This window comes from Snodgrassella sp. CFCC 13594, from assembly GCF_001590725.1.
In the GTDB taxonomy this organism is placed as follows: Bacteria; Pseudomonadota; Gammaproteobacteria; order Burkholderiales; family Neisseriaceae; genus Snodgrassella.
In genome coordinates this window covers 51,671-74,468 of record NZ_LQXR01000002.1, presented here as the reverse complement: position 1 = coordinate 74,468, position 22,798 = coordinate 51,671, and the positions used below count along the sequence as shown (strand labels likewise).

General features: G+C 50.4%; 19 protein-coding genes and 5 pseudogenes. 8 read left to right on the top strand and 16 right to left on the bottom strand.

Annotated elements, in window-relative coordinates; all coding sequences use genetic code 11:
* Positions 1 to 34: 34 nt before the first annotated feature.
* Positions 35 to 876 (top strand): annotated as a pseudogene (fghA, locus tag A2F46_RS02030) (S-formylglutathione hydrolase).
* 35 nt (positions 877 to 911) lie between these two features.
* On the opposite strand, the gene A2F46_RS02025 reads toward fghA, so the two are convergent.
* Positions 912 to 1,934, bottom strand: a complete 1,023-nt coding sequence (locus A2F46_RS02025) for a zinc-binding alcohol dehydrogenase family protein (protein ID WP_066566017.1) — start codon at positions 1,932 to 1,934, stop codon at positions 912 to 914.
* A gap of 95 nt (positions 1,935 to 2,029) precedes the next feature.
* Between A2F46_RS02025 and A2F46_RS02020 the strand changes: the two genes are divergently transcribed.
* Positions 2,030 to 2,386 (top strand): helix-turn-helix domain-containing protein, encoded by a 357-nt coding sequence (locus tag A2F46_RS02020; RefSeq protein ID WP_066566015.1) that lies wholly within the window; start codon positions 2,030 to 2,032, stop codon positions 2,384 to 2,386.
* 78 nt (positions 2,387 to 2,464) lie between these two features.
* On the opposite strand, the gene bfr (A2F46_RS02015) is transcribed toward A2F46_RS02020, so the two are convergent.
* Together bfr (A2F46_RS02015) and bfr (A2F46_RS02010) are read right to left on the bottom strand one after the other, a co-directional pair.
* Positions 2,465 to 2,938: a bacterioferritin gene (gene bfr, locus A2F46_RS02015; RefSeq protein WP_066566013.1), complete on the bottom strand. Its 474-nt coding sequence runs from the start codon at positions 2,936 to 2,938 to the stop codon at positions 2,465 to 2,467.
* A gap of 12 nt (positions 2,939 to 2,950) precedes the next feature.
* Positions 2,951 to 3,415 carry a bacterioferritin gene (gene bfr / locus A2F46_RS02010; RefSeq protein WP_066566417.1) on the bottom strand — a complete coding sequence of 155 codons (465 nt, stop codon included), beginning with the start codon at positions 3,413 to 3,415 and terminating at the stop codon, positions 2,951 to 2,953.
* A gap of 377 nt (positions 3,416 to 3,792) precedes the next feature.
* On the opposite strand from bfr (A2F46_RS02010), the gene A2F46_RS12255 reads away from it, so the two are divergent.
* Positions 3,793 to 3,945, top strand: coding sequence for a hypothetical protein (locus A2F46_RS12255; RefSeq protein ID WP_156471536.1), 153 nt, complete (start codon positions 3,793 to 3,795; stop codon positions 3,943 to 3,945).
* Between the two features lie 208 nt (positions 3,946 to 4,153).
* On the opposite strand, the pseudogene tldD reads toward A2F46_RS12255, so the two are convergent.
* From tldD to A2F46_RS12445, 12 genes and pseudogenes are all read right to left on the bottom strand, one after another.
* Positions 4,154 to 5,610, bottom strand: a pseudogene (gene tldD, locus A2F46_RS02005) (metalloprotease TldD).
* 398 nt (positions 5,611 to 6,008) lie between these two features.
* A pseudogene (gene galE / locus A2F46_RS02000) lies at positions 6,009 to 7,024 on the bottom strand (UDP-glucose 4-epimerase GalE).
* Positions 7,025 to 7,089: 65 nt separating this feature from the next.
* Positions 7,090 to 7,601: pseudogene (locus tag A2F46_RS13385) on the bottom strand (sugar transferase).
* A gap of 722 nt (positions 7,602 to 8,323) precedes the next feature.
* The gene (locus A2F46_RS01990) at positions 8,324 to 9,160 is read right to left on the bottom strand and encodes a glycosyltransferase (protein WP_066566011.1); all 837 of its coding nucleotides are present in this window, start codon (positions 9,158 to 9,160) and stop codon (positions 8,324 to 8,326) included.
* An 83-nt stretch (positions 9,161 to 9,243) separates the two neighbouring features.
* Positions 9,244 to 10,305, bottom strand: a complete 1,062-nt coding sequence (locus A2F46_RS01985) for a Stealth CR1 domain-containing protein (protein ID WP_066566010.1) — start codon at positions 10,303 to 10,305, stop codon at positions 9,244 to 9,246.
* A complete protein-coding gene (locus A2F46_RS01980; RefSeq protein WP_066566008.1) occupies positions 10,302 to 11,060 on the bottom strand; it encodes a glycosyltransferase family 32 protein in 759 nt (252 codons plus the stop codon). The genes A2F46_RS01985 and A2F46_RS01980 overlap by 4 nt, the downstream gene beginning before the upstream one ends.
* The gene (locus A2F46_RS01975; RefSeq protein ID WP_066566006.1) at positions 11,057 to 12,532 is read right to left on the bottom strand and encodes a lipopolysaccharide biosynthesis protein; all 1,476 of its coding nucleotides are present in this window, start codon (positions 12,530 to 12,532) and stop codon (positions 11,057 to 11,059) included. The genes A2F46_RS01980 and A2F46_RS01975 overlap by 4 nt, the downstream gene beginning before the upstream one ends.
* A 5-nt stretch (positions 12,533 to 12,537) precedes the next feature.
* Positions 12,538 to 13,305: a hypothetical protein gene (locus tag A2F46_RS01970; RefSeq protein ID WP_066566004.1), complete on the bottom strand. Its 768-nt coding sequence runs from the start codon at positions 13,303 to 13,305 to the stop codon at positions 12,538 to 12,540.
* Positions 13,302 to 15,037: pseudogene (locus A2F46_RS01965) on the bottom strand (biotin--[acetyl-CoA-carboxylase] ligase). Before A2F46_RS01965 ends, A2F46_RS01970 begins: the two are co-directional and overlap by 4 nt.
* A gap of 103 nt (positions 15,038 to 15,140) precedes the next feature.
* Entirely contained in the window at positions 15,141 to 16,220 is a 1,080-nt protein-coding gene (gene apbC / locus A2F46_RS01960) for an iron-sulfur cluster carrier protein ApbC (RefSeq protein ID WP_066566003.1), read from the bottom strand.
* Between the two features lie 64 nt (positions 16,221 to 16,284).
* Entirely contained in the window at positions 16,285 to 16,830 is a 546-nt protein-coding gene (locus A2F46_RS01955; protein ID WP_197457524.1) for a methyltransferase domain-containing protein, read from the bottom strand.
* Positions 16,824 to 17,039, bottom strand: coding sequence for a class I SAM-dependent methyltransferase (locus tag A2F46_RS12445; protein ID WP_197457523.1), 216 nt, complete (start codon positions 17,037 to 17,039; stop codon positions 16,824 to 16,826). Before A2F46_RS12445 ends, A2F46_RS01955 begins: the two co-directional genes overlap by 7 nt.
* Before the next feature lie 69 nt (positions 17,040 to 17,108).
* On the opposite strand from A2F46_RS12445, the gene A2F46_RS01950 reads away from it, so the two are divergent.
* Both A2F46_RS01950 and gorA read left to right on the top strand, forming a co-directional pair.
* A complete protein-coding gene (locus tag A2F46_RS01950; protein WP_066566002.1) occupies positions 17,109 to 17,330 on the top strand; it encodes a hypothetical protein in 222 nt (73 codons plus the stop codon).
* A gap of 43 nt (positions 17,331 to 17,373) precedes the next feature.
* Positions 17,374 to 18,729 carry a glutathione-disulfide reductase gene (gorA, locus tag A2F46_RS01945; RefSeq protein ID WP_066566000.1) on the top strand — a complete coding sequence of 452 codons (1,356 nt, stop codon included), beginning with the start codon at positions 17,374 to 17,376 and terminating at the stop codon, positions 18,727 to 18,729.
* Between the two features lie 68 nt (positions 18,730 to 18,797).
* On the opposite strand, the gene A2F46_RS01940 is transcribed toward gorA, so the two are convergent.
* On the bottom strand, positions 18,798 to 19,487 hold the full coding sequence (locus A2F46_RS01940) for an FG-GAP repeat protein (RefSeq protein ID WP_066565998.1): 690 nt from the start codon (positions 19,485 to 19,487) through the stop codon (positions 18,798 to 18,800).
* A gap of 232 nt (positions 19,488 to 19,719) precedes the next feature.
* On the opposite strand from A2F46_RS01940, the gene A2F46_RS01935 reads away from it, so the two are divergent.
* From A2F46_RS01935 to A2F46_RS01925, 3 genes are all read left to right on the top strand, one after another.
* Positions 19,720 to 20,511: a phytanoyl-CoA dioxygenase family protein gene (locus A2F46_RS01935; protein ID WP_066565996.1), complete on the top strand. Its 792-nt coding sequence runs from the start codon at positions 19,720 to 19,722 to the stop codon at positions 20,509 to 20,511.
* Positions 20,512 to 20,639: 128 nt separating this feature from the next.
* Positions 20,640 to 22,523, top strand: coding sequence for a ribonuclease catalytic domain-containing protein (locus A2F46_RS01930; protein ID WP_066565995.1), 1,884 nt, complete (start codon positions 20,640 to 20,642; stop codon positions 22,521 to 22,523).
* A 30-nt stretch (positions 22,524 to 22,553) separates the two neighbouring features.
* Positions 22,554 to 22,763, top strand: a complete 210-nt coding sequence (locus A2F46_RS01925) for a hypothetical protein (RefSeq protein ID WP_066565994.1) — start codon at positions 22,554 to 22,556, stop codon at positions 22,761 to 22,763.
* Positions 22,764 to 22,798: the final 35 nt, after the last annotated feature.

Genomic DNA, 22,798 nt, shown 5'->3' with positions numbered 1-22,798 from the left:
TTAGGTTGCCTGAATACGTTCAAGGAGTAATCTTGTGTCGGTTTTAACGGAAGTGGGCAAACACAAAATATTCAATGGCGAGCAAATTCGTTATCGTCATTTTAGCGAAGCCAATCAGTGTGTCATGACGTTTTCGGTATTTTTGCCATCACGCGCGTTGCAGGGGTATCGTGTGCCGGTCTTGTATTGGCTCTCTGGCTTGACGTGCACCGATGACAATTTCTCAGTGAAATCTGGGGCGCAGCGGTTTGCGGCTGAATGGGGCTTGGCTTTGGTCATGCCGGATACCAGTCCACGCGGCAGCGAAGTGGCCGATGCCGAAACGTATGATTTGGGTCAAGGGGCTGGATTTTATGTGAATGCCACCCAAGCACCGTGGGATAGTCATTTTCATATGTATGATTATGTGGTGCATGAGTTGCCTGAAATCATTGAACACAATCTACCCGTCACCACGCAGCGCAGTATTTTTGGGCACAGCATGGGTGGTCATGGGGCATTGGTGGTGGCGCTGAAAAACCCAGGCCGATATGCGGCTGTATCTGCGTTTGCACCCATTGCGCACCCCGCTGTCAGCCCGTGGGGAGAACAGGCTTTCCAAGCTTATTTAGGGAATGATCAACAGGCATGGGCCGCTTACGACAGCACTGCTTTGGTTACTCAAGCAACACATCGATTGCCCATACTGATTGACCAAGCAGCGCGGATGAATTTTATCCACAGGAGTTGAGACCAGATGATTTTGTTCAGGCAGCCCGCGCGGCCGGATTCAATGTGCACTACCATTTGCGTCCAGGCTATGACCACAGCTATTACTTCATTGCCAGTTTCATCGAAAGCCACATTGCTTTCCATGCCCAAGCCCTGGGCCTGTAGCATGGCAGGCCCCTAGTGTGATGGACATGGGTGGATTAGTCGAAACCCGCTAAAACGATTTTACCGCGGGTGCAGCCAGATTCAATTAAGGTATGGGCGCGCATCAAATTTTGGGCATTGATGGCGCCTAAGTTGTTACTGAGCGTGGTTTGAATGCGGCCCGAGTCGACCAAATCCGCAACCTCCTGCAATAATTGCCCTTGCTTGGCCATGTCGGCCGTGTGAAACATTGAGCGCGTATACATAAATTCCCAATGGGTGGAAATGGATTTGGATTTAAAGGGATTGATGTTGAGCGCCTCAGGATCATCAATTAGACCAAATCGGCCTTGCGCTTGCATGATTTCAGCCACCGCTGCGACATAGTCTTCAGAATGGTTTGTGGAAAAAACAAACTGTGGTGCGGGAAGCTGTTGTTGTGCCCATTGGGCTGGCAGCGGCGCATGGTGGTTGACACAGGCATCGGCGCCCAAAATGGTCACCCATTGCTGGGTCTCTGGGCGTGATGCAGTGGCGATGACGGTAAGGGGCGTCAAGGCTTTGGCCAACTGAATGCACACGGAGCCAACACCGCCGGCCCCACCAATAATCAATAAGCTACTTGCTGATGAGGCTGCCTGAAGATGGGTTGGCACACTGAGACGGTCAAACAGCATTTCCCAAGCCGTGATGCTGGTCAATGGTAAAGCAGCCGCTTCAGCAAATGTAAGCGATTTAGGCATCATACTCACCAAGCGAGCGTCGACCGCATGTAATTGGGCATTGGTGCCTTGGCGGGTTAAATCTCCGGCATACCACACGGCATCGCCTATTTTAAATTGATTTACGTGGTGCCCGGTGGCCACCACGCGGCCGGCCGCATCCCATCCGAGTATCTTCCATTGGCCCAATGGCGCGTGGGTGCTGGCGCGTACTTTGGTGTCCACAGGATTCACTGATATGGCTTCAACGGCCACCAAAATATCGTTATCACCCAGTATCGGATCAGGCAGTTCAATATCGTGTAAAAAATTTGGCTCTTCGATAGAGCAAGCACGTTGGTAGGCTACGGCTTTCATGATTTACTCCAGCTAATAAAAGTATCATCATATTAGACATATCTGGTTTTTGTGCATACAGACAAATTTTGCCATCAGTATAAAATAGGAACTAAATGAAAAAAGCCAAACATGCCCGTTTTGATTGCAGCCCTGGCTGCTCGGTGGAGGCTGCCATTAATGTGATTGATGGCAAATGGAAAAGTGTGATTTTGTGGCATTTACTCACGGAAGGCGTGCTGCGGTTTAGTGATTTAGCGCGCCAAATCCCCAATATTTCAGCCCGAACGCTAACCAATCAGCTGCGGGAAATGGAACAAGATGGATTGGTGTGCCGAGAAGTTTATGCGGTGGTGCCACCTAAAGTGGAATACCAGCTCTCTCCCTTGGGCGTGAGCCTGCAACCGATCCTACAGGCACTGAAAGACTGGGGTGACCGACACATGGATTTATACGGCAAAACCACGACATAGTCTTACTGCGCGCAATACGAAAAAGCACGCAAAAGCGTGCTTTTATTGATGCGATGCAAGTTTTGGTTGTGGTTTGTGTTAGTCTTCTTGCGCCGCCTGTTGGGCATAATTGGGTAATCCCATATCCGCAATCAAATCCAATTGCGTACCCAACCAATCTAAATATTCTTCATTGATGTCTTTTTGCTTTTCAAGCAAATCGCGCGACACAAAATCAGCGTGGTTTTCGCACAGGGCAATGCCGTCCATCAATGCTTCATGCTTGCCCGTTTCGGCTTTTTTGTCGCATTGCAAAATTTCTTCTATGGATTCACCCACCAAAATTTTGCCATATTCCTGTAAATTTGGCAGACCTTCCAAAAGCAAGATGCGTTCGATGATGGCGTCGGCACTTTTCATGTCGCGTATGGAATGCTTATACAACACTTCACCCATTTCTTCGAAGCCCCAATTTTTTAATACACGAGCATGTAAAAAATATTGGTTGATGCTCACCAATAACAAGCCCAAATTTTTATTCAGTGCTTGAATAACTTGACGTTCACCTTTCATGACTGCTTCCTTTTACAGCTGGCTTTGCAAATAATTTTGCAGGCCGATGATTTCAATTTGTTTGAGCTGTTGTTCTAACCAATGGGCATGGTCTTCTTCGGTGTCTTTTAATTGGTCAACCAAAAACAGACGGGTCACATAGTCTTGTTCTTTTTCACACAAGGCAATGGCGTCTTTCAAATTTTGACGAACAGACAGTTCCGTGGCCAAATCTTTTTTCAGCATGTCCACCACATCTTTACCCACATTGATGGCTTCAGGGACCACAACCGGGGTACCGCCTAGCATGAGAATGCGGTGAATGAATTGATGTGCGTGTTCGGTTTCATCGGCCATTTCATGGTTGATGCGGTCAAACAATTTGTTATATCCCCAGTCTTCGTACATACGAGAATGGATGAAATACTGATCACGTGCGGCCAGTTCACCGGCTAACAATTTGTTCATGCAATCCAAAACGACTTTTTTGCCTTCCATGGCATAGCTCCTGTTGTTATTGGCTGCCTGAATGTTGGCAGCGCATTTATTCCATGTCGAAATTCTAGCAAGACCAGCGCTGTAATTCAAAAAAATCAATTTAAAATACAAATAATTATCATCAGTAAACAGATTTTTTTATGGACTCAGCCAAAAAATATCATTCAAAACAAATCGCTACAATGGGAATGGTTTGTACTTGCTTTTACTTATAAAAAACCCTTTGAATTATTTACGATTATTTACAAAATAATTTGTACTTTACTGCTGATTTAAGACTTGATTGTGCTCAAAAAAGCAGATTCAGGGACAAAAGGTAGACATTTTTTGATGAATTGGGCTTTAATAAGACGATGGTCATGGCGTTTGGGAGAATAATGAATCAAAACCGCAAAAATTGGCTAATGAGTGCTGCCATTATGATTATCGTGTGGTTGCTGTTTGGTTTGGCTGTGGTGATTTATGCTCAGTGGAAAAACCCGGCGGTGTTTGATACGAAGCCGGTATCTGCGGCCAGCCAAACACGCTAAGCACCATTTTTTCATTGTGGTCCGTCTATTTTTCGGTAATTGGATCATATATGGGCGGGCTGTAGTACAGATAAGATCGGGGTGGCGTGCTGGCTTGATTTTGAAATCTTTTATCGGCGACGAGATGAGGAGACAAGATCAGATGCCCGGTTCTATTCGGACTTGGGCAGGCTGCGTGTGGTCAATATTCAGGCAGCCTATTGACTTTTTATGCCTGACTGCCGCCCACCGTTAAACCGGCATCAATGCGCAATGTAGGTTGGCCCACGCCCACAGGCACACTTTGCCCTTCTTTCCCACACACCCCCACGCCGCTGTCGAGTGCCATGTCATTGCCGATCATGCTGACATGTTTGAGCACATCAGGACCATTGCCAACAATAGTGGCACCCTTAACCGGATATTGTAATTTGCCATTTTCAACCCACCAGGCTTCTGAAGCGCTAAACACAAATTTGCCGCTGGTGATGTCCACTTGGCCGCCGCCGAAATTCACGGCATAAATGCCTTTGTCTACTGAGGCAATGATTTCTTCGGGATTCATGGCGCCATTTTCCATGAAGGTATTGGTCATGCGTGGCATGGGTGCAGAAGCATAGCTTTCGCGGCGGCCATTACCAGTGGGCGTTGAACCCATTAGGCGGGCATTGGTTTCATCTTGCAAATACCCTTTGAGAATCCCATCTTCAATGAGTACAGTTCGGCTGGTGGCATTCCCTTCGTCATCGATATTCAGCGAGCCACGGCGTTGAGCAATGTCGCCTTGATCGACTACAGTGACGCCTTTGGCTGCTACGCGTTGGCCCACTAGCCCAGCAAAAGCACTGGTACCTTTACGGTTAAAATCGCCTTCCAACCCATGACCCACGGCTTCATGTAAGAGAACGCCGGGCCAGCCATTACCCAATACCACGGTCATTGCGCCCGCAGGTGCTGGGCGAGCCTCTAGGTTGGTGAGTGCTTGCGCCACGGCGGCATCGGTATAACGTTTAATTTGGGACTCATCAAAATAGGCCAAGTCAAAACGACCACCGCCGCCGGCGCTGCCTTGTTCACGGCGTTCACCTTGCTTGGCGATGACGGTGACCGATAAACGTACCAATGGGCGCACATCAGTATGCATGCGGCCATCCAAACGTGCCAAGTAGATTAAATCGTGTTCGCACACCAACCCTGCCATTACTTGGACAATGCGTGGGTCGGCGGCCTTGGCCAGCTCCTCAACTTTTTGTAACAACGCTACTTTGGCTGCCGCATCCAAGCTGGCCATGGGGTTTTCACTGGCATACAGCAAGGGCCTTGGTGTCGGTAAATTCAAGCCGATGTGCTGATGCTGGCCCGCTTGGCCAATGGCACGCACTGCTTGTGCAGCATCCACCAAGCTTTGGCATCCAGATTGTCGGCATAGGCAAAAGCCGTTTTTTCACCACTGACAGCCCGCACGCCTACACCTTGCTCGATTTGAAAACTCCCCGATTTCACCATGCTTTCTTCCAGATGCCAGCTTTCATAGGCAGTACGCTGGCAGTAGATGTCGGCATAATCGACATGATGTTGGCCGATGATCGACAAGGCCTGAGAAAAATCTGGCGTGGCCAATTGGTTGCTGTGCAGCAGTTGCTGCTCAACCAGCGAGGTGGGGTGCGTTTGCGTGTGTGTCGACATGGCGGCCTGAAGCAAGGGCTAATGGGGAGATGACAGAAATATGAAGCAAATTATACCGAAATCAAGCAAGGCATGTGTTTTTACTGACCAAAAACAAATCGGCTTTGTTATGACTGAGTGTCGCTCTCGAGTGTAAAAGTGCTTGGGGAATGGATTAAATTGAAATATTGCTATTGATAATAATTATCATTATTGTATAATGCACCTCACGATCTGCTTTCCCCATAAGTAAATCGCTTGATTTAAATCGACTTTTATTGTGTCAATCGCAATTGCTTTCTCACAGGAGTGCGCGTATCGATTAGCAAACGTCTATTGCATCAAATACTCAAAACCGAAAAGCCAAACCCGCTGCCTGAAACAGCGGGTTTGGTCATTGGGCGCGATGAAACCATGGATTAAGCACAGTAGCCTTGTGGGTTCTGATGTTGCCACCGCCAAGCGTCTGCCATCATGGTGGGTAAATCGCGTTGCGCCCGCCAGCCTAACTCGGCCGCCGCCTTTTGCGGGTTGGCATAACAAGCGGCAATGTCACCTGCGCGGCGAGGACTGATTTGGTAGGCAATTTTCTGACCGGAAGCGGCTTCAAACGCTTTGACTATATCCAATACAGAATATCCTTGGCCGGTGCCCAAGTTATAGATGTGCACCCCAGCGACATTTTGTTTGGCGCGCATGGCAAATAAATGGCCATCGGCCAAATCCACAACATGAATGTAGTCACGCACGCCAGTGCCATCGGGGGTGGGATAGTCGTCGCCAAACACCGACAGCTGGGCCAATTTGCCCACAGCCACTTGGCAAACATAGGGCAATAGGTTATTGGGAATGCCATTGGGGTCTTCACCCATCAAACCAGAGGGTGCGCACCCACTGGGTTAAAGTAGCGCAGCAAGGTTACGCTCCAGCGCGGATCGGCTGCTTGGATGTCTTGGAGTATACGCTCCACCATGTATTTTGAGGTTCCGTAGGGATTGGTGGTGCCGCCCACGGGCATGTTCTCACTGATGGGTACGGTGGCTGGGTCGCCATACACGGTGGCAGAAGAGCTGAACACAATGTTGAAAATACCCGCTTTGGCCATTTCTTCTGCCAATATCAGGCTGCCTGAAACATTGTTGTCGTAGTATTTAATCGGTTCGCGCACACTTTCGCCCACGGCTTTCAGCCCGGCAAAATGCAACACATTTTCAATCGCATGAGTCGAGAAAATACGTTGCAATAGCGCGCGATCACGGATGTCGCCTTGGTAAAACGTGGGGGTTTGCCCAGTAATATGTTGGATGCGTTGCAATACTTCTGGTGAGGCATTGCATAAATTATCCAAAATCACCACCTCATGGTTGGCCTGTAACAATTGCACCACTGTATGCGAGCCAATGAAACCGGCACCTCCGGTAACCAAAACAGCCATTGTGTATCCTTTTTATTCAATAGGGTTTCAGGCAGCCTGAACGTTCGGCACGAGGCTGCTTGAAATCAACGGGCACCAAATCCCGTCAGCATGGTTTTCAATGTTTTAAAGAAAATCAACAAATCCAATGAAAACGAAAAATGTTTAATGTAATAGAAATCATGTTCAATTTTGACTTGGGTTTCTTCGGCGTCGGCAGCATAACCTTGTGTGACTTGCGCCCAGCAGATATACCCGGTTTTACGATATGGCGATAATTGTAAAACGGAATTTGTTGTTCAAACTGATCAACAAAAACTTTTTGCTCTGGGCGAGGGCCGATCAGACTCATATCGCCTTTTAAAATATTCCAGAATTGCGGTAATTCGTCGATGCGGGTTTTGCGGATGAAGCGGCCAATACGGGTAATGCGGGCATCCCCTACTTGGGCCATTTGCGCGCCTTGCTCTTCCGAGTTGGTGCACATGCTGCGGAATTTATAAATGCGAAATTCGCGCCCGCCTTGCCCTACTCTGTTTTGACAAAACAGCACGGGGCCTGCGCTCTCTAAGCGCACAGCCAGTGCCGTGATGAGCATGACGGGCAAGGTTAGGGGTGCGGAAAGCACGATCAGCAACACGTCCAAAATACGTTTAATCCGCACATAAATTGGCGAGGGCAATAAGGAGCCCAAGTCGTTCTCATACAAGTGCTGAATCCGCACTCGGCCGGTGAGAAACTCTTCCACTTGGCGAATGTTATACACGGGCATGCCCGCCAATGTTTGTTGTGCCAAAAACTGTTGCCAAGGGCCGGTGAGGTGTGGATCGTGCAAATCGGCCACAATGCCGTGGATGGCTGGGGATCCAGGAAGCACTGGCGCGTTGAGCGAAACCCAAGTGACGTGGGGCAACGTCTGCGCATCGTGAGCCCGTCCAAAAGGCAAGTAGGCATAAGTTTTGGTGAATACATTGCGGTAATGTATGTCTGCCATCGACAGCAACAGCGACAAACAGCCTGCCATGAATAAAAACCATACGGTATAAGGCAAATTGAAAAACTTCACCGTCATCCATGTCCCAAAAAACCAAAAAAAGGTATGGGGCAGCGCCATGATTGCCGATTTCCGCCCTGGGAAATTGCTGAATACATAAAGCGATTGGGTGTTGAAAAAATGGGCAATACCCGACAAGAAAATGCACACAATAAAGGCTTCTTTGCCTTGGTAAAAGCCTTTGATGGGCTGCATGATGGCCATGGGGACACTCATCACCAGCAAAGTGCCGAAAAACAAACGGGTTTTGAAAGACAGTAGATTTCTCATGATGTGCTATGGGTTGGCGAATGGCGTAAAAAGCGATACAAAGTGCTCAAGGCCACCGTGGGTAATAAACGGCTGGCACTGCGCAATAAAAAATACACATAAGCGGGTAAAGCTGCCTGAAACCGCAATTGGCGTTTGAGTTGCAGGAGTTGCCATTCGCTGTGGATGTAACCCAGACCGCGGCGACGGGCATGCATGTTGTGTCCTGCTCGAACGTGTACCAACACATCAGGGAGGTTGTGGCTGTGGTGACCTGCAGCCAACAAACGCAGCCATAAATTATAGTCCTCCATACCGAGGTGGTGCTGGTAGCCGCCCACAGCCAATACGGCACTTTTCCGATAAGCCATGGCCATGTGGTTAAATGGATTGCGTTTTTGCGCGTAGCATACAATGGCTTGATGCTCGGTGGGGACGGATTTAATGGCACTCAAGACGTGCGGATCATGGTTAAACTCAGCCACTTGACCACTGAACAGCACCACTTCTGGATGGGCCTGAATATAGGCCATTTGTTGCGCACAGCGATTGGGTTGGCACACATCATCGGTATCCATGCGCAATATCCATTCATGTTGGCATTGCATCAGGCCTGCGTTTAGGGCTCGCCCCAGTCCTTCATTCTTTGGCAGCGGCACAAGGTGCAGAGGTAAGCGCGCCTGATACCTGCGAATAATGGCTTGCAATTCGTCGCCGATGGGCCCATCCAAAACCAATACGATGTCATCGGCGGGCAAGGTTTGCGCACACAAACTGGCCAAACAGCTGTCGAGATAGGCAGGCTGCTCCTTGGCGTAAAGTGACATCAAAATAGAGAAAAGTGGTGGGGTCATGGCTTTTCAGCGCGTACCAAAGCAATGCAATTGCGTATTATCCCATAGCTTGTGGGCTTGTGCTTGTGTACCTCATGGGGATGCTAGGTACGGTTTTTGTGCTCAAAATCCGCAGGCTGGGGCAAATGGCGCTCAAAAAAGGCATTTTGTGCATGCTTGAAGGCATCGTATTCTGCTGATGAGGTTGCCTGAAAGGTGTCATTGAGACACACAAAACGATATTCCGGATGATGGTCCAGATAATGAATGGCTTTTTCTAGTTGGTGCAGATTGGCGATGTTACGCACAAAGCCATCGTGGTGTTTTTCCGGGACAAATTGGCCGCTGGCCAAATGCCAATACCGATTCAAATACACCGTTAAATCATTGTCGGCCCGAAAGCGGTTGCGGGTACAGGCCAGAATTTCAGATTGAAAGTGTGCGTAAACTTGTTGCAGTGTGGTGCGAGTGTAAGGCTGAGGTAGATGCCAGTGCTCAAACCAAAAATAATGGTGATACAAATACTTTAGCAAAGCATTGCTGGCTTTGTTGCGCAGTTCATAGCTGGGGGCAAACAAAAAGCGATCGGCCAGATCGCTGGGTCGATGTACGCGATTGATCAATCGGATGTTGTTATTGAGGGCATTTACCCAGCTATTGGCACCGCGTAATCGCTGAAATAATCGGTTTCGTTTGAGCCAGCCGTGACACAAAAAATCCACTGGGAGCCCGTTTTGGAACAAGCGTTGCGAGGGAATGGGGCGTAAAAATACCGTATCGTCATTGAGATAAACAAAGGTTTCGCTCAAATCCGGCAGGTTAACCAAATTCATTTCAATGGCGGATGAATTGAATACAGGTAGATTTTGCGGTTGGATGAATAATTCCTGATGAGTTACCAGGCGGATTTTGGGGTGATGGATATTCAGCCACTGCGGGTAATGTCCGGCAGTGATCAAATAAATTTGGCGATACCACGGGCAGTGTTGCTCAATCGAGCGCAAAACATAGCGCAGCGTCCCCAAATCTTGATAACGGTTGCTGCTGGTGGCGTCGGCAAGACCTTGGTGTTGACCCAAATAATGGTTTTTTTGGGCTATCCAGGCTGCGTCATTACCATCTACCCACGGTAAGACAAAATCAATGGGATTAGTAGTGGGGGTCATGGGCGTCGGTGGCGTTTGAGCCAAGTGATGAGTTGTTGACTGCGCCTAGCGCCCAATCCATTCCGCAACAGTGCCAACAGCCGGCGCTTGGCTGCATTTTTGTGCTTGCCATCAGCGAGCCAAGTGCCATCGTAGTGGTGGATACACACTGTATGAGGCGTGATGTTGAGTTCGTGCGTGTAGGCGTTTTTGGCCATAAAATAATCGCTGGGGTATACCGTCAATACATTAGGAATGGTTTGTAGCGTGTTGTCGAAGCGAATGCCATATTCTTCATAAAGCTGCCTGAAAACCACATTGATGGTCACCAATTGGCGTGGATCGAAGGTCAGGTTTTGGTAGCGCTGTGCTACCGCTTGCATAAACCCATTTCCGGCTTCACAACCCATCACCCCAGCTTGGGGGTTGCAGGTGATTTCTCGGGTATATGGATTGAAACCTTGCTCAAAGCCGGTAAAACAGCACTGATTCAACAATGCATCGAAAGAATGCAATACCTGCACGTCCGTGTCCAGATATAAACCGCCTTCCATACACAGCGCTTGAATACGGCATACATCAGCTACAAAAGCATACTTTTCTGCAGCGTAGGCCGCTTTGGCATAGGCATGGTCATTGATGTCGAAATTGTCCTCGTTCCACAGTTTTAATTCATAGTCTGGCAGTATTCGGCGCCAGCTTTCAATATAGCGTTGAGTCTCAATGGGTAACGGGTTGGGGCCGAACCAACAATAATGGATGCGTTTGGGAATCATGCGGTACGCCAGCGTGAAGTAAACCAAAAAATGAAGACAAATGGGAGGGCCAAACAGGTGGCGGTGATGGCACCCAAGGCCACCCAATGTACGAAATCAGGTACAGCGAATTGGTTGACCAGTGGCCTAGCCAGCCACACACAGGCTGCCAATACCCCAATCACCATGCCTGCCAGTGCATATGAGCGCCAAAGGGGTAAATGCAAAATATATTTGGCATTGTAGTGCAGCATCTCATTGCTGCGGTACAAAAATGATAACAACGCACCGAGCAATAAGCCTGGCAAACCCCACCATTGGATAAACGCAATGGCGCACACCAAATTGAGCGTTGCCTCCAGCAGTGCTTGCGGCCTGGTCGCCTTATAGCGCCCAGCGGCCATAATCATGGTGACGCTGGGAATGCGGATATTTTCCACTACGCCCACCAGCAAAAACAACATGGCCAAGAGCGGTTGGTGGTAATCGGCATCGTGCATGTGTTGCGTATAGAGGGTAATAAAAGGCATGAACAGCAAAGCGGTGCAGGCGTAAGTCCAGCCCAAAAAACACACAAACGCGCGTTCATAGCGCCAAAAATGATAGCGTGCTAAATCTGCATCGGTGTTGAGGGTGTGGCCAAAAACCGCTTGCATACCTTGCGATAAGGATTGTAAGGCCAGTTTGATGGCGGCAAACACCAAGGCATAAATGGCATAAATGCTGGCGTCTTTGAGCGACAAAAAAATCGTGATCAATACCAGGGGTGAGCTGAAAATCACCAAGGCGCACAATTGATGCGTGAGTGCATCCCAGGTTTGCTCCAATTTAAACGCATGGGCCGGTTCATAATGGAGGTGGAGGTTGGTGTAATGGTGGCGCACATATGCACTGAAAATCGCAAATTTACTAATCAGTATAGCGGATGAGGCAATCTGCACCACCAAAATGGAATATCCTGATTTAATCAGGATATAAGACACCGCCACATTCAATACGATGGCGGCTGCCTGCACCGCAGAAATGACATAGGTTTTCTGATCTGCGGTTAAGAGTGCGCGATAGGTACCAAAAAAAAAGAAATCGAGGATGTTGACTGAGCCCATCACCAGCACCATCCAAAAAGTCAGCTGTGGACTTAGTTCGGCGTGGGTCAGCCAAGCAAAGAGTGCAGCCAGAATCAATAAACCCACAGCAAACAGGCTGCCTGAAATTCGATAAAAATGGTGGGTAGCAGCCAGAATCCGGTTGCGTAATGGACGGTCTTGTTTGGCCAATGCCTGATACAGTGCCACAATGCTGGCGGCACCAATGCCAGCTTCAAGCAGTGTTAAATAAGCAATAAACTGTTTGATGGACGCGAGCATACCATTGGTGGCGGAACCGTAGGTCATCACAATCAATGGGGGCAAAATAAAGCCGCCAACCGCTGTGATGATTTGCAACAGCATATTGGCAGAAATATTCTTCACAATAATTGAGCGCGTACCCATGTAGCTTACTGGCGACAGCTGCTGCGTTGTAATTTGCTGTAGCGGCCAATGATGCGATTGATGTCTTGGGCATCCTGATCATTGACTTGAGTGAAATTGACGCGCATTTTGGCCATGCTCGATGCGGCATCGCCATCGTCTTGTTGATTACCCAAAGCCACCACTTGGGCGTTGCCAAAACCACTTAATTTGGCGCGGGCAACCACTGCTTCAGCATCGCTGCGACGGCCAAATACACCCAAGCTTACTTGGCCTTGGTTGATGGCGTAGTCAAAATTCTGTGACTTAAGATTGGTTGCAATGTCTGGTCCGGCGCCAGGAATGGCCGCCATGTAGCGCGTGTTGCGCGGTTTGCTGCTTTTCGCTGGGGCGCGGGTATCTACAAAGCGGGTAGCGGAGTGAGGCCAGCGATTGAGCAGCCCTTTCAAGCGGTGATAATCGTCTTCAGGCAACACGGCGGAGGCGCTGCAATTGGCTGCTGAGGTCGGCGCAGTTTTACTGTCATCAGTTGCTGTGGTTTTGCTCTCGGTGTTGGCTGGGCTGGGTTGACTTGTGCTTGTGGGGGCCGTATTGGCTTTGGCGGCTGGCGCTGGTCGGCTGGCTGCCATTGTGCCCGCCACGCTGATGCTGGGATTGGCAGGGTCCACGGCCAAGGCAGCATCTGAAGCAGCGGGTTGTGGCTCAGCATGATTCATGTGGGCAATTTTACCGGCCACCATGCTGCCAAAAACCACAATATTCAGCGCCACCAAAATGGCAAACAACCACTTCATTTGTGTTCCACCCAGTTGAGCAAGCCATAAAGAACCAAATTATCCACAATTTCAATGTGTTTGTCTAAAACAAATGGCTCTGGTAAGGCTTCTGCTACTTTGCTGGCGCCACCGCCCGTGAGGACGATGTCTACCGGTTGGTGGGTGCCTTCCTTGGCCAGCAATCGCGCGTGCATCAGCACAATGGCACCGCACACTGCATCCATGATGCCGCTGGCCAAGGCATTGGCGGTGGTGGTGGCAAAGGCGTAAGGGCGACCGAGTGGGCGATTGAGGTTGGCAGTACGCTGTGCCAGTGCTTCCTTCATAAGATGAAAGCCGGGCAGTATGCTGCCACCCAAATAATGGTTGTCGGCGGTGAGTGCATCAATGGTGACTGCGGTGCCGCAGCTGACAACCACGCATGCATGCTGACTGAAGCGGCGGCTGCCCAATACATTAAACCACCGATCAGCGCCGTGTTCACCAACATGGCGGTAGTGGTTGCGTATGCCCAAGGCCTGAGGCATGGATGAGAGCCATTGAATGGGTTGCTGCAACGCACTGGCTACTGCTTGCTGTTTGATTTCACCACACACTGCGGCGCCCACAATGGATTCGCCTGGCAGGCCATGGCGCTGCCAGTCTTCAAGGAGCAAATGCAAATCATGATAGGCGGCTTTGCTTGATGTTTGATGACACCGTTGTCAGCCCATGCCCATTTGAGTTTGCTGTTGCCCGCATCCAGTAACAGACAGCGGGTGGCTTTGGGCGTGGCTGCTTCTGTTTCAGCCAAGCCCGGGCGCAAACTAATTTCGCCGCTTACGTAACATGCCTCTCCTGTTTCCGTGTGCAGTTTGATAGCACCATTATCAGCAACCCCCACGACTCGGCCTTCGACAAACGCATGGCCCTCGCGTAGTAAATGAACGATTTGGCCTTGGTCGCGATGGTATTGTTGATAATCTGCGAGAAATGGTGCGAGGCCATGGGCGGTAAATTCAGGCAGCATGGCTGCCAAGGCGGCCAAAAAATCCCGATAAATGGATTTGACCTGCACTTGCGGTACCACGGTTTGAACGGCTGTGGCCTGTGTCACGCCTTTGGGCAGCACAAAATTCAAGCCCATGCCGATAATGGCAATGGATTGCTCGTGTTGGCGCACCACTTCAATCAGGATGCCGCCCAGTTTGTTGTTGCCGAGCACCAAGTCGTTGGGCCATTTGATTTGGGCGGCTACGCCAGATTGGTGCAAGGCACGACATGCTGCCAAAGCAACCACCAATGCAAGCCCGCCCAATGCCGATTGAGGCGCATCAAATGCCCACGCTAGACTCAGCATCAGACACTCGCCTAAACGGCTTTGCCATGGCCGCCCTTGCCGCCCACGGCCTGCACTTTGTTCGTAACTCACGCGCACTTGGGCATGTGCCGCGCTCGCCGAATGCCGCGCCAAATCCAATAGTAAAGTGTTGGTGGATGTGGTTTGCGGTACTAAGGTTGCCTGAAAGCCATTTTGGGCCGCCACCTCGATGACGTCATGGGGCGACAGTACCGCCAGTGGCCGCACCAAGCGCCAATGACCATCTTGTTGTCGCAACAAGCCGCGGATGTGTGCGGGCATGCGTTGCCAGGCAGCGTTGATTTGTGACGGTCTAAGCGCGAGCGCTTTGGCCAGAGATTTGATGTGGTGCGGCTTACCATCGGCGAGCAGCGCCAGCAGCGACCAATGAATGACAGTAGAATCCAACATTCAACGCCTTGTGTGCCAATGGGATAGGCAAAAAAAGAATCGACAATAGGAAAACTGGTGTTCAGGCAACCTAGGGCTGCATGAACGCCGGACAATAACACCCTCATTCCACCACAATTTTTGGGAAGCGGCCGCTGAAGTCTTTGCCTTGATCGGCCAGTGCTTGTACCAGCTGCCATGCGGCATGGGTATAGACAGCAGCCACTTCTGGGTGTTGCTGTTGCAAGGTGACGGCGCTACCAGCATCCATGGCTTCCCGGATGGCCAGCGTCAGCGGCAATTGGCCCAATAGAGGCACACCCAGTTTTTCGGCCAGCAACTTACCACCATCATGGCCAAAAATCGGTTCGGCGTGGCCGCACTGGCTGCAAATGTGGACCGACATGTTTTCCAATACCCCAAAAATCGGAATATTCACTTTTTGGAACATGTCCACAGCTTTGCGCGCATCAATAAGCGCGATGTCTTGCGGGGTAGTGACCACGATGGAGCCTGTGACCGGAATTTTTTGTGACAGTGTCAATTGAATATCGCCGGTGCCCGGCGGTAAGTCCACAATCAAATAGTCCACGTCATCCCATTGGCTTTGAAACAGCAACTGCTGTAATGCTTGGCTGACCATGGGGCCGCGCCATACCACTGCTTGATCGGTATCCACCAAAAAACCAATCGACATGACTTGAATTCCGCCTACAGCGCTGACTGGCGTGAGCTTGCCATCATGTTGTCGCGGTTCTTGCCCAGCCACGCCCAGCATGGTGGGTTGGCTGGGGCCATAAATATCGGCATCCAAAACGCCTACGCGTGCGCCCATATTGCTCAAAGCCACTGCTAAATTGGCGCTGGTGGTGGATTTGCCCACACCGCCTTTGCCCGATGCCACGGCAATGATGTTTTTGACGCCCGCAATGGTTTGCACGCCTTGCTGTACTTTGTGTTTGTGCACGGCCAGTTGGATGTGTAAATGCCAAGGCACATCGCCGCACTGTTGGCTGACCACCTCATCCACGGCTGCTTGAAGGGCTGCAGCCAAATGAGCAACAGGATAAGGAAAGGTGAGTGTGATGTGGACACCGTCGTCGTGCTGCTGTATCTCAGTAACGGCTTTTTCGCTGCCCAAGGTGCGCGCACTGTCGGGCAAAACAATGGCTTCGAGTGCGGTGGTTAAATCGGTTGTGTTCATGAGTGTGTGGTTATCAATAACAATGTGTGGGCATATTGTAGCCGATTTAGCCCACATTCAGCAGCTAAGGGCGATGGGCAGCAAAGCGCAAACGCACATAATCCGCTACAGCGCAGCCATCGTGCTGAGGTAATTGGTTGGCCAGTGCTGAGGCGGCTCGGTCGCGCAGACGTTGCTGCTGCGCGGGAGGTAGATGGTTGAGTAATGGGGCGGCGAAGGTATTCAACCAACCTGAGATGCCGGTGGGTAAAGGGGTAGGTCGCGCAAATAAAGTGATGGCATCCACTTCAAAGCCAGCATCTTGCAAGAGCGTTGCATAGCCATCGGCATCAGGGAAAAACCAGATTTGAGGCAGTGATATGCCTTCTTGTGCGGCAGCACTTTCTAAGGCTGCCTGAATGGTGGCAATGTTGCCCTGCCCACCCATTTCTGCGACAAAACGGCCCTGGGGCTTGAGTGCTTGTGCTACCCCGCTTAATACGGCCGCAGCATCTGGCATCCAATGCAAGGCTGCATTGGAAAATACGGCATCAAAAGTGGATTTGAATGTCAAATGCTGAGCATCCATGCAAACTGCTTCAAAACCGCGGGCTTGGGTGGCGGTCACCATGTCAGCGCTGCCTCGACACCCAATACCAACGCGCCGGATTCGGCCACCTGCGCCATCAATTCACCATTACCACAGCCCAAATCCAAAATGTGCTCGCCCGCTTTGGGTTGCAGCCAGTCCAATAAAGACGCGCCATATGCCGATACAAATGCAGCATGGTACTGATATTCTTGGGCCAGCCAATGTTGACTCGGTTTGGTTTGGTTCATGGTCATGCGCCTATATTGATGGGATCCAGTTATCTTCATGGTCAGCAAAAGAAAGCATGCTTTGAGTCAATGATGGGCTTGGTGCGCGTTAACCCGATGCGCGATTACACGGCTTTTATTGGCACAATGGATTGGAAATACACACTAAAGCCAAGTTTATCAGAATGCTCATGGATGAGCGCCATCTGGTCGCCCATGCTGCTTGCTGCATTTTTTCAGCCGCAGTTGCTGATGAACAGGGTTAAAGTCGGTGAAGAAGGCCAAATCGAACCCAGCCTTGAGCTACACTGAAATCGCATAACACACTTAATGGGCAACACAAAAAGGATAACACATGGCTGAATACCAATTTGATTTTGTCGCCATCGGTGGTGGCAGTGGCGGCATTGCTGCTGCCAATCGAGCTGCCCGTTATGGGCAAAAATGTGCTGTTATCGAAGCGGCAGAACTGGGTGGAACGTGTGTGAATGTGGGCTGTGTGCCCAAAAAAATCATGTGGTATGGTGCGCAAATTGCCGATGCCTTGCGCCTTTATGCTCCGGATTACGGTTTTTCCAGTCTTCATTCTGATTTCGATTTCACACGTTTATTGGCCAACCGCCAGGCGTACATTGAACGCATTCATGGGCATTACCAGCAGCAGTTTGCCAAAAACGGCGTACAGGTTTTGCATGGTCGTGCTCAATTTATCGATGAACACACACTGGACGTCAATGGCGACAGGGTGCGTGCCAAACACATTTTGATTGCCACCGGTAACCAAGCCAATTGGCCCGATGTGGTGGGTGCGCAGCTGGGCATGGATTCCAGCGGTTTTTTTGCGTTGACATCGCTGCCGCGGCGTATGGCGGTAGTGGGGGCTGGATACATTGCCGTTGAGCTGGCTGGGGTGTTGCACAGCTTGGGTGTGGATACGCATTTGTTTGTGCGCAAAGACAAACCTTTGCGTGAATTTGATGCGCTGCTCAGTGATGGCTTGGTGGCTGCGATGGCAGAAGATGGCCCCGTATTGCACCCGCATGCCACGCCACAGTCTTTGCGCTTGAATCCCGATGACAGCCTCACGCTCACCTTGACCAATGGCGAAACGCACATGACCGATGGTGTGATTTGGGCCATTGGTCGCACCCCCAATACCGCTGATTTAAATCTTCAGGCAGCCGGTGTGGCCGTGGATGAGCGTGGTGCGGTGCATGTGGATGAGTATCAGAATACCAATGTGGCCGGTATTTATGCTTTGGGTGATGTGGCCGGCAAAATACCACTTACGCCCGTGGCGGTTGCTGCGGGGCGGTTGTTAGCCGAGCGCTTATTTAATCATCAGCCACAAGCCAAATTGGATGCCCACTTGGTGCCCACTGTGGTCTTTAGCCACCCGCCCATCGGCACGGTGGGATTAACTGAAGCGCAGGCTCGCCAGCAATTCGGCGATGAGGCTGTGAAAATATACACGTCTTCGTTTACCGCCATGTATACCGCGGTTACCCAGCATCGACAGGCTTGCCATATGAAGCTGGTGTGCGTGGGGGACACCGAGAAGATTGTGGGCTTGCATGGCATCGGCTATGGGGTCGATGAGATGATTCAGGGCTTTGCTGTGGCCTTGAAAATGGGTGCCACTAAGCGTGATTTCGACCACACCGTGGCCATTCACCCCACCGGTTCAGAAGAGTTTGTCACCATGCGCTGATGGACTATTGCCTGACCGATCAAGCTGCTTGACGTGATTCAGGCAGCTTGAGTGCCTCACTGAGCCCATTAATCTGGATAATAGCTTTTCAATGGGTATTGGCGCACGCTTTTGTGCCAACGTCCATTGACCCATTCTCGTTGTGTCACGGTGACTTTCTCACCCCCGCCAGTGGCGTCTTCCGTGTGTTCTGAAACCAACCTTAAACCCTTGCCAGGCACCACCGAATAGGTGCTGCTTTGATGCCAGCAACAGCCTGATTTACTCATGGTATGCAGGCGTTTGCGTGTGGCATCGGTTTGAAACATACCCAGATTCATTTGCGTGAGCTCGGATAATTCGCGGCTCAACACAAATCGTTGGCGGGTTTTGTTGAACACATAGACCTGGTAAACAGGCCCGCCATAAGGCCCGTCATTGCTTGCATAAATAGCCAAATCAGGCTGGCCATCAAAGTTGAAATCATTAAAAATCAAAGCACTTTGTTCATCGTATAGCTGCACCACATTGACGCTGGGTTGGGCTTGCTCATTGAGAAAAATAGTCATGTCTGGCACCGTAAAAGTTTGCACTGGAGTCTGGGTATTTTTACGGTAAAGGGTGATTTCTGCCGGCCCTTGGCAGTGATGTTTCTCGCATGCGATGTCAATTTTGGCATCATAAAGGGGAGAGCCCTGCTGAACCAAAAAGGTTTGAGCGAATGCTGTGGTGCTGACGATCAGACAAGCAAAGACAGTGGCAAAAGTTGTGGTTCTCATGGCATCGATTTCCTTTCAGGCAGCTTTGATTTCGACAGATAGCACAACTATGACACAAAAAAATGAGATGCAGCTGACTAGATGGTGGTGCGGCAAATGTCAGCGAACGGGATAACAGGGAAAATGCCGATGGACTTTGTGGAAACCAAACCTGAGCTTAGAAAAAAGCGAATAGCGTATTGTTTCTGATGGGTTTTATGCTAAACGCTCACACTTCAATGGAAATGGACACATGCTGACTCAAGAACAACAAGCTTTTGCCCGCGATGGCGCAGTGGTGCTGCGCGGGGTATTTAAGGATTGGGTAGAAACGCTGCGCGCTGGTGTGGCCTACAACGAAAGCCACCCCGGTACTTATTTTCGTGACTATACCCCCGAAGCCAGCAAAGGCCGCTTCTGGGCCGATTATTGCAATTGGCCCAACAATGCATCCTTTCGTGACTTTATTGAAAACGGCCCCGCCGCGGGCATTGCCCGGGATTTGATGCAATCTCAGCGTTCGCGTATTTTTCATGAGCATGTGTTGGTGAAAAATGCCGGTTCTGGCAAGATTACACCGTGGCACCACGACGGCCCTTATTATCCGGTTGCTGCCAAACAAACTGTGAGCCTGTGGATTCCCTTGGATCCGGTCAGCCGCGATTCCACCATTGAATTTGTTGCAGGTTCACATCGATGGGGCAAACAATTCCAGGCGCAAAGCTTTACTGGGGATTATTACGAGCACACAGAAAGCAAAGAAGAGCCGCTGCCCGATATTGATGCCAATCGCGACCAATACACCATTTTGGGTTGGGCAGTGGAGCCCGGGGATGTGGTGGCATTCGACTACCACACCATTCACGGTGCTCCTGGCAATCATGCCACCGATCATGCTCGTCGGGTAGTGTCTATGCGTTGGTTGGGCGATGATGCTGTGTATGTCAATCGCGGTGGTGTGACTTCCCCTCCTTATCCGCATTTGGCGGCCACATTGAAAACAGGCGATCCTTTGCCCGAAGACGAATTTCCATTTGTGGCGTAGTGATGGATAAGCAAAAAGGCGTTTGTGCTGATTTGGCTTTATCTTGGCGCGGCCAACCCTTAAAATAGGTTTATCTTTCCATTCAGGCTGCCTGAAACTATTCAGGCAGCCTTTTATAGTGATCTTGAATGAGCAAAAACCTATTTTATGAGGAATCTGGCCAATTTAAAGTGGCGGAGATTGTGCAACAAAACGAAGCCACTTATCTGGTCAACACCCAACACGGCAAACGGGCGAAGATTAAAGCCAACCATGTGTTTTTGAGTTTTGACGGTGACGCAGCGGCTTTCTTAGAACACGCGCAAGCGTTGGCTGCAGACATGGATGTGGATTTATTGTGGTCGGTGTGTGGGGAGGCTGAGTTCAGCGCGGACGATGCAGCACAGGAATATTTTGGTGCGCAGCCCAGCCAAAGCGAATTGGCCGCCACTTTGATGGCGCTGTATGCCGCACCCATGTATTTTTATAAGAAAAACAAAGGGGTTTTTAAGGCAGCGCCTGAAGATACGTTGAAGCAGGCGTTGGCGGCGATCGAGCGCAAAAAACAACAAGAAGCGCAGATTGAGGTTTGGGCGGCTGAGTTGATGGCAGGCAGGTTGCCGGAAGTCGTGGCGGCAGAAGCCAAGAGCATACTGCACGCACCAGACAAGCAAAGTCTCAGTTACAAAGCTGTGGTCAAGGCCGCTGAATCACAAAAAACCTCTGTGTTTGGGCTGATGCAAATGGTGGGCGCGGTGCCGCCGCTGCCACAGTATTTTCTGGATGGTTTTTTACTCAAGCAATTCCCCAAAGGTGCTGGTTGGGGTGCACATCCGCAGCCGAACATTCCGGATTTGCCGCATGCGGATCCAACCATACGCGCCTTTTCCATTGACGATGCGGACACCACTGAAATTGATGATGCGTTGAGTGTGCGGGTATTGCCCAATGGACATCACGTTATCGGCATTCATATTGCCGCGCCTTCGCTATCCATTGAGCCAGAATCACCCATGGAAGCGCTGGTGTTTGCCCGGCAAAGCACGGTCTACTATCCTGGCGGAAAAATCACCATGTTGCCGGAAGAATGGATTGGCGCATTCAGCCTAGATGAGGGTGGCTATCGGCCGGCGATGAGCCTATACGCAGAAGTGGACGCTGATTTTCACGTGGTGGCTACTGAGAGCAAGCTCGAAGCCGTGTATGTGGATGCCAATTTGCGCATTCAAAACATTGAAACGGCTTTCCAGCCTGTAGCGGATACGCGCCGAAATGATGAATTTGCGCATCAAGAAGCCATGAATTGGTTATATGATTTTGCCATTGCCCAACAAAAAGCGAGGGGTAAATACGACCCTACTCGCCCCAAGCAATTTGATTACGGCATTGATTTGGGTGCCAATGACGAAGTGCACATTAGTGTGCGCGAGCGCGGCGCGCCAATCGATACCTTGGTGAGTGAAACCATGATTTTGGCCAACAGCACATGGGCTCAAATGCTCAATGATGCCGAAGTACCTGGGTTGTTTCGCGTGCAACCAGCAGGCAAGGTGCGCATGAGTACGCAATCAGAGCCACACATCGGCTTGGGCCTACAGCACTATGCGTGGTTTACTTCCCCACTGCGTCGTGCCGCTGACTATATCAATCAAAAACAGCTCATCAGCCTTATTCTTCCCGATGTATCACCCCGCTTCTTGCCCAAAGACAGCATGCTTTTTGCTGCATTGCGCGATTTTGAAGCCACTTATGGAGCCTATGCTGACTTTCAGCGGCACATGGAAGCCTATTGGAGCTTGGTGTACATACAGCAAAACCAAATGAGCGAATTGAATGCCTTGTTGCTTAAAGACGATTTGGTGCGTATTGAGGGCTTGCCGTTGGTAGGCAGGGCGAGTGGCATTCCCATTGATGCGCAACCCAAAAGCCGCATCAAATTAGCAGTCACTGGCGTGGATTTAAATCAAGTCAGCATCGGCCTCAACTATTTGAATGCGTTGTTGCCAGCAGCGGCTGCACCAGCAACGGCGTAAAATTGGATACGGAACAATATAGATAGGCTTGTGATTGAACTGACCTATCACCAAGCCACAATGGCTGTTGACGCTTTGCTGCCCATGCATGTGTTGTGGTTGCCGCAGCATTTTGATTCAGACTATTTTATGGTGGCTGGCCGCCAAGAGCCACGGGTGGGCGAGGTGATTTTGGCCAAAGATGTGGCGCGCACAGGGCCGAAGCTGGCTTGGTTGATTTGTCACACTGCGACTGAATGATGGAAGGCGTCTGCAAGGCGCCGCTTTTTTTATTT

Bases quoted from the DNA above. Each gene is read 5' to 3' on its own strand.
- A2F46_RS02025 (WP_066566017.1), bottom strand. From the start codon at position 1,934: ATGAAAGCCGTAGCCTACCAACGTGCTTGCTCTATCGAAGAGCCAAAT.
- A2F46_RS02020 (WP_066566015.1), top strand. From the start codon at position 2,030: ATGAAAAAAGCCAAACATGCCCGTTTTGATTGCAGCCCTGGCTGCTCG.
- bfr (WP_066566013.1), bottom strand. From the start codon at position 2,938: ATGAAAGGTGAACGTCAAGTTATTCAAGCACTGAATAAAAATTTGGGC.
- bfr (WP_066566417.1), bottom strand. From the start codon at position 3,415: ATGGAAGGCAAAAAAGTCGTTTTGGATTGCATGAACAAATTGTTAGCC.
- A2F46_RS12255 (WP_156471536.1), top strand. From the start codon at position 3,793: ATGAATCAAAACCGCAAAAATTGGCTAATGAGTGCTGCCATTATGATT.
- A2F46_RS01990 (WP_066566011.1), bottom strand. From the start codon at position 9,160: ATGACCCCACCACTTTTCTCTATTTTGATGTCACTTTACGCCAAGGAG.
- A2F46_RS01985 (WP_066566010.1), bottom strand. From the start codon at position 10,305: ATGACCCCCACTACTAATCCCATTGATTTTGTCTTACCGTGGGTAGAT.
- A2F46_RS01980 (WP_066566008.1), bottom strand. From the start codon at position 11,060: ATGATTCCCAAACGCATCCATTATTGTTGGTTCGGCCCCAACCCGTTA.
- A2F46_RS01975 (WP_066566006.1), bottom strand. From the start codon at position 12,532: ATGGGTACGCGCTCAATTATTGTGAAGAATATTTCTGCCAATATGCTG.
- A2F46_RS01970 (WP_066566004.1), bottom strand. From the start codon at position 13,305: ATGAAGTGGTTGTTTGCCATTTTGGTGGCGCTGAATATTGTGGTTTTT.
- apbC (WP_066566003.1), bottom strand. From the start codon at position 16,220: ATGAACACAACCGATTTAACCACCGCACTCGAAGCCATTGTTTTGCCC.
- A2F46_RS01955 (WP_197457524.1), bottom strand. From the start codon at position 16,830: ATGGTGACCGCCACCCAAGCCCGCGGTTTTGAAGCAGTTTGCATGGAT.
- A2F46_RS12445 (WP_197457523.1), bottom strand. From the start codon at position 17,039: ATGAACCAAACCAAACCGAGTCAACATTGGCTGGCCCAAGAATATCAG.
- A2F46_RS01950 (WP_066566002.1), top strand. From the start codon at position 17,109: ATGATGGGCTTGGTGCGCGTTAACCCGATGCGCGATTACACGGCTTTT.
- gorA (WP_066566000.1), top strand. From the start codon at position 17,374: ATGGCTGAATACCAATTTGATTTTGTCGCCATCGGTGGTGGCAGTGGC.
- A2F46_RS01940 (WP_066565998.1), bottom strand. From the start codon at position 19,487: ATGAGAACCACAACTTTTGCCACTGTCTTTGCTTGTCTGATCGTCAGC.
- A2F46_RS01935 (WP_066565996.1), top strand. From the start codon at position 19,720: ATGCTGACTCAAGAACAACAAGCTTTTGCCCGCGATGGCGCAGTGGTG.
- A2F46_RS01930 (WP_066565995.1), top strand. From the start codon at position 20,640: ATGAGCAAAAACCTATTTTATGAGGAATCTGGCCAATTTAAAGTGGCG.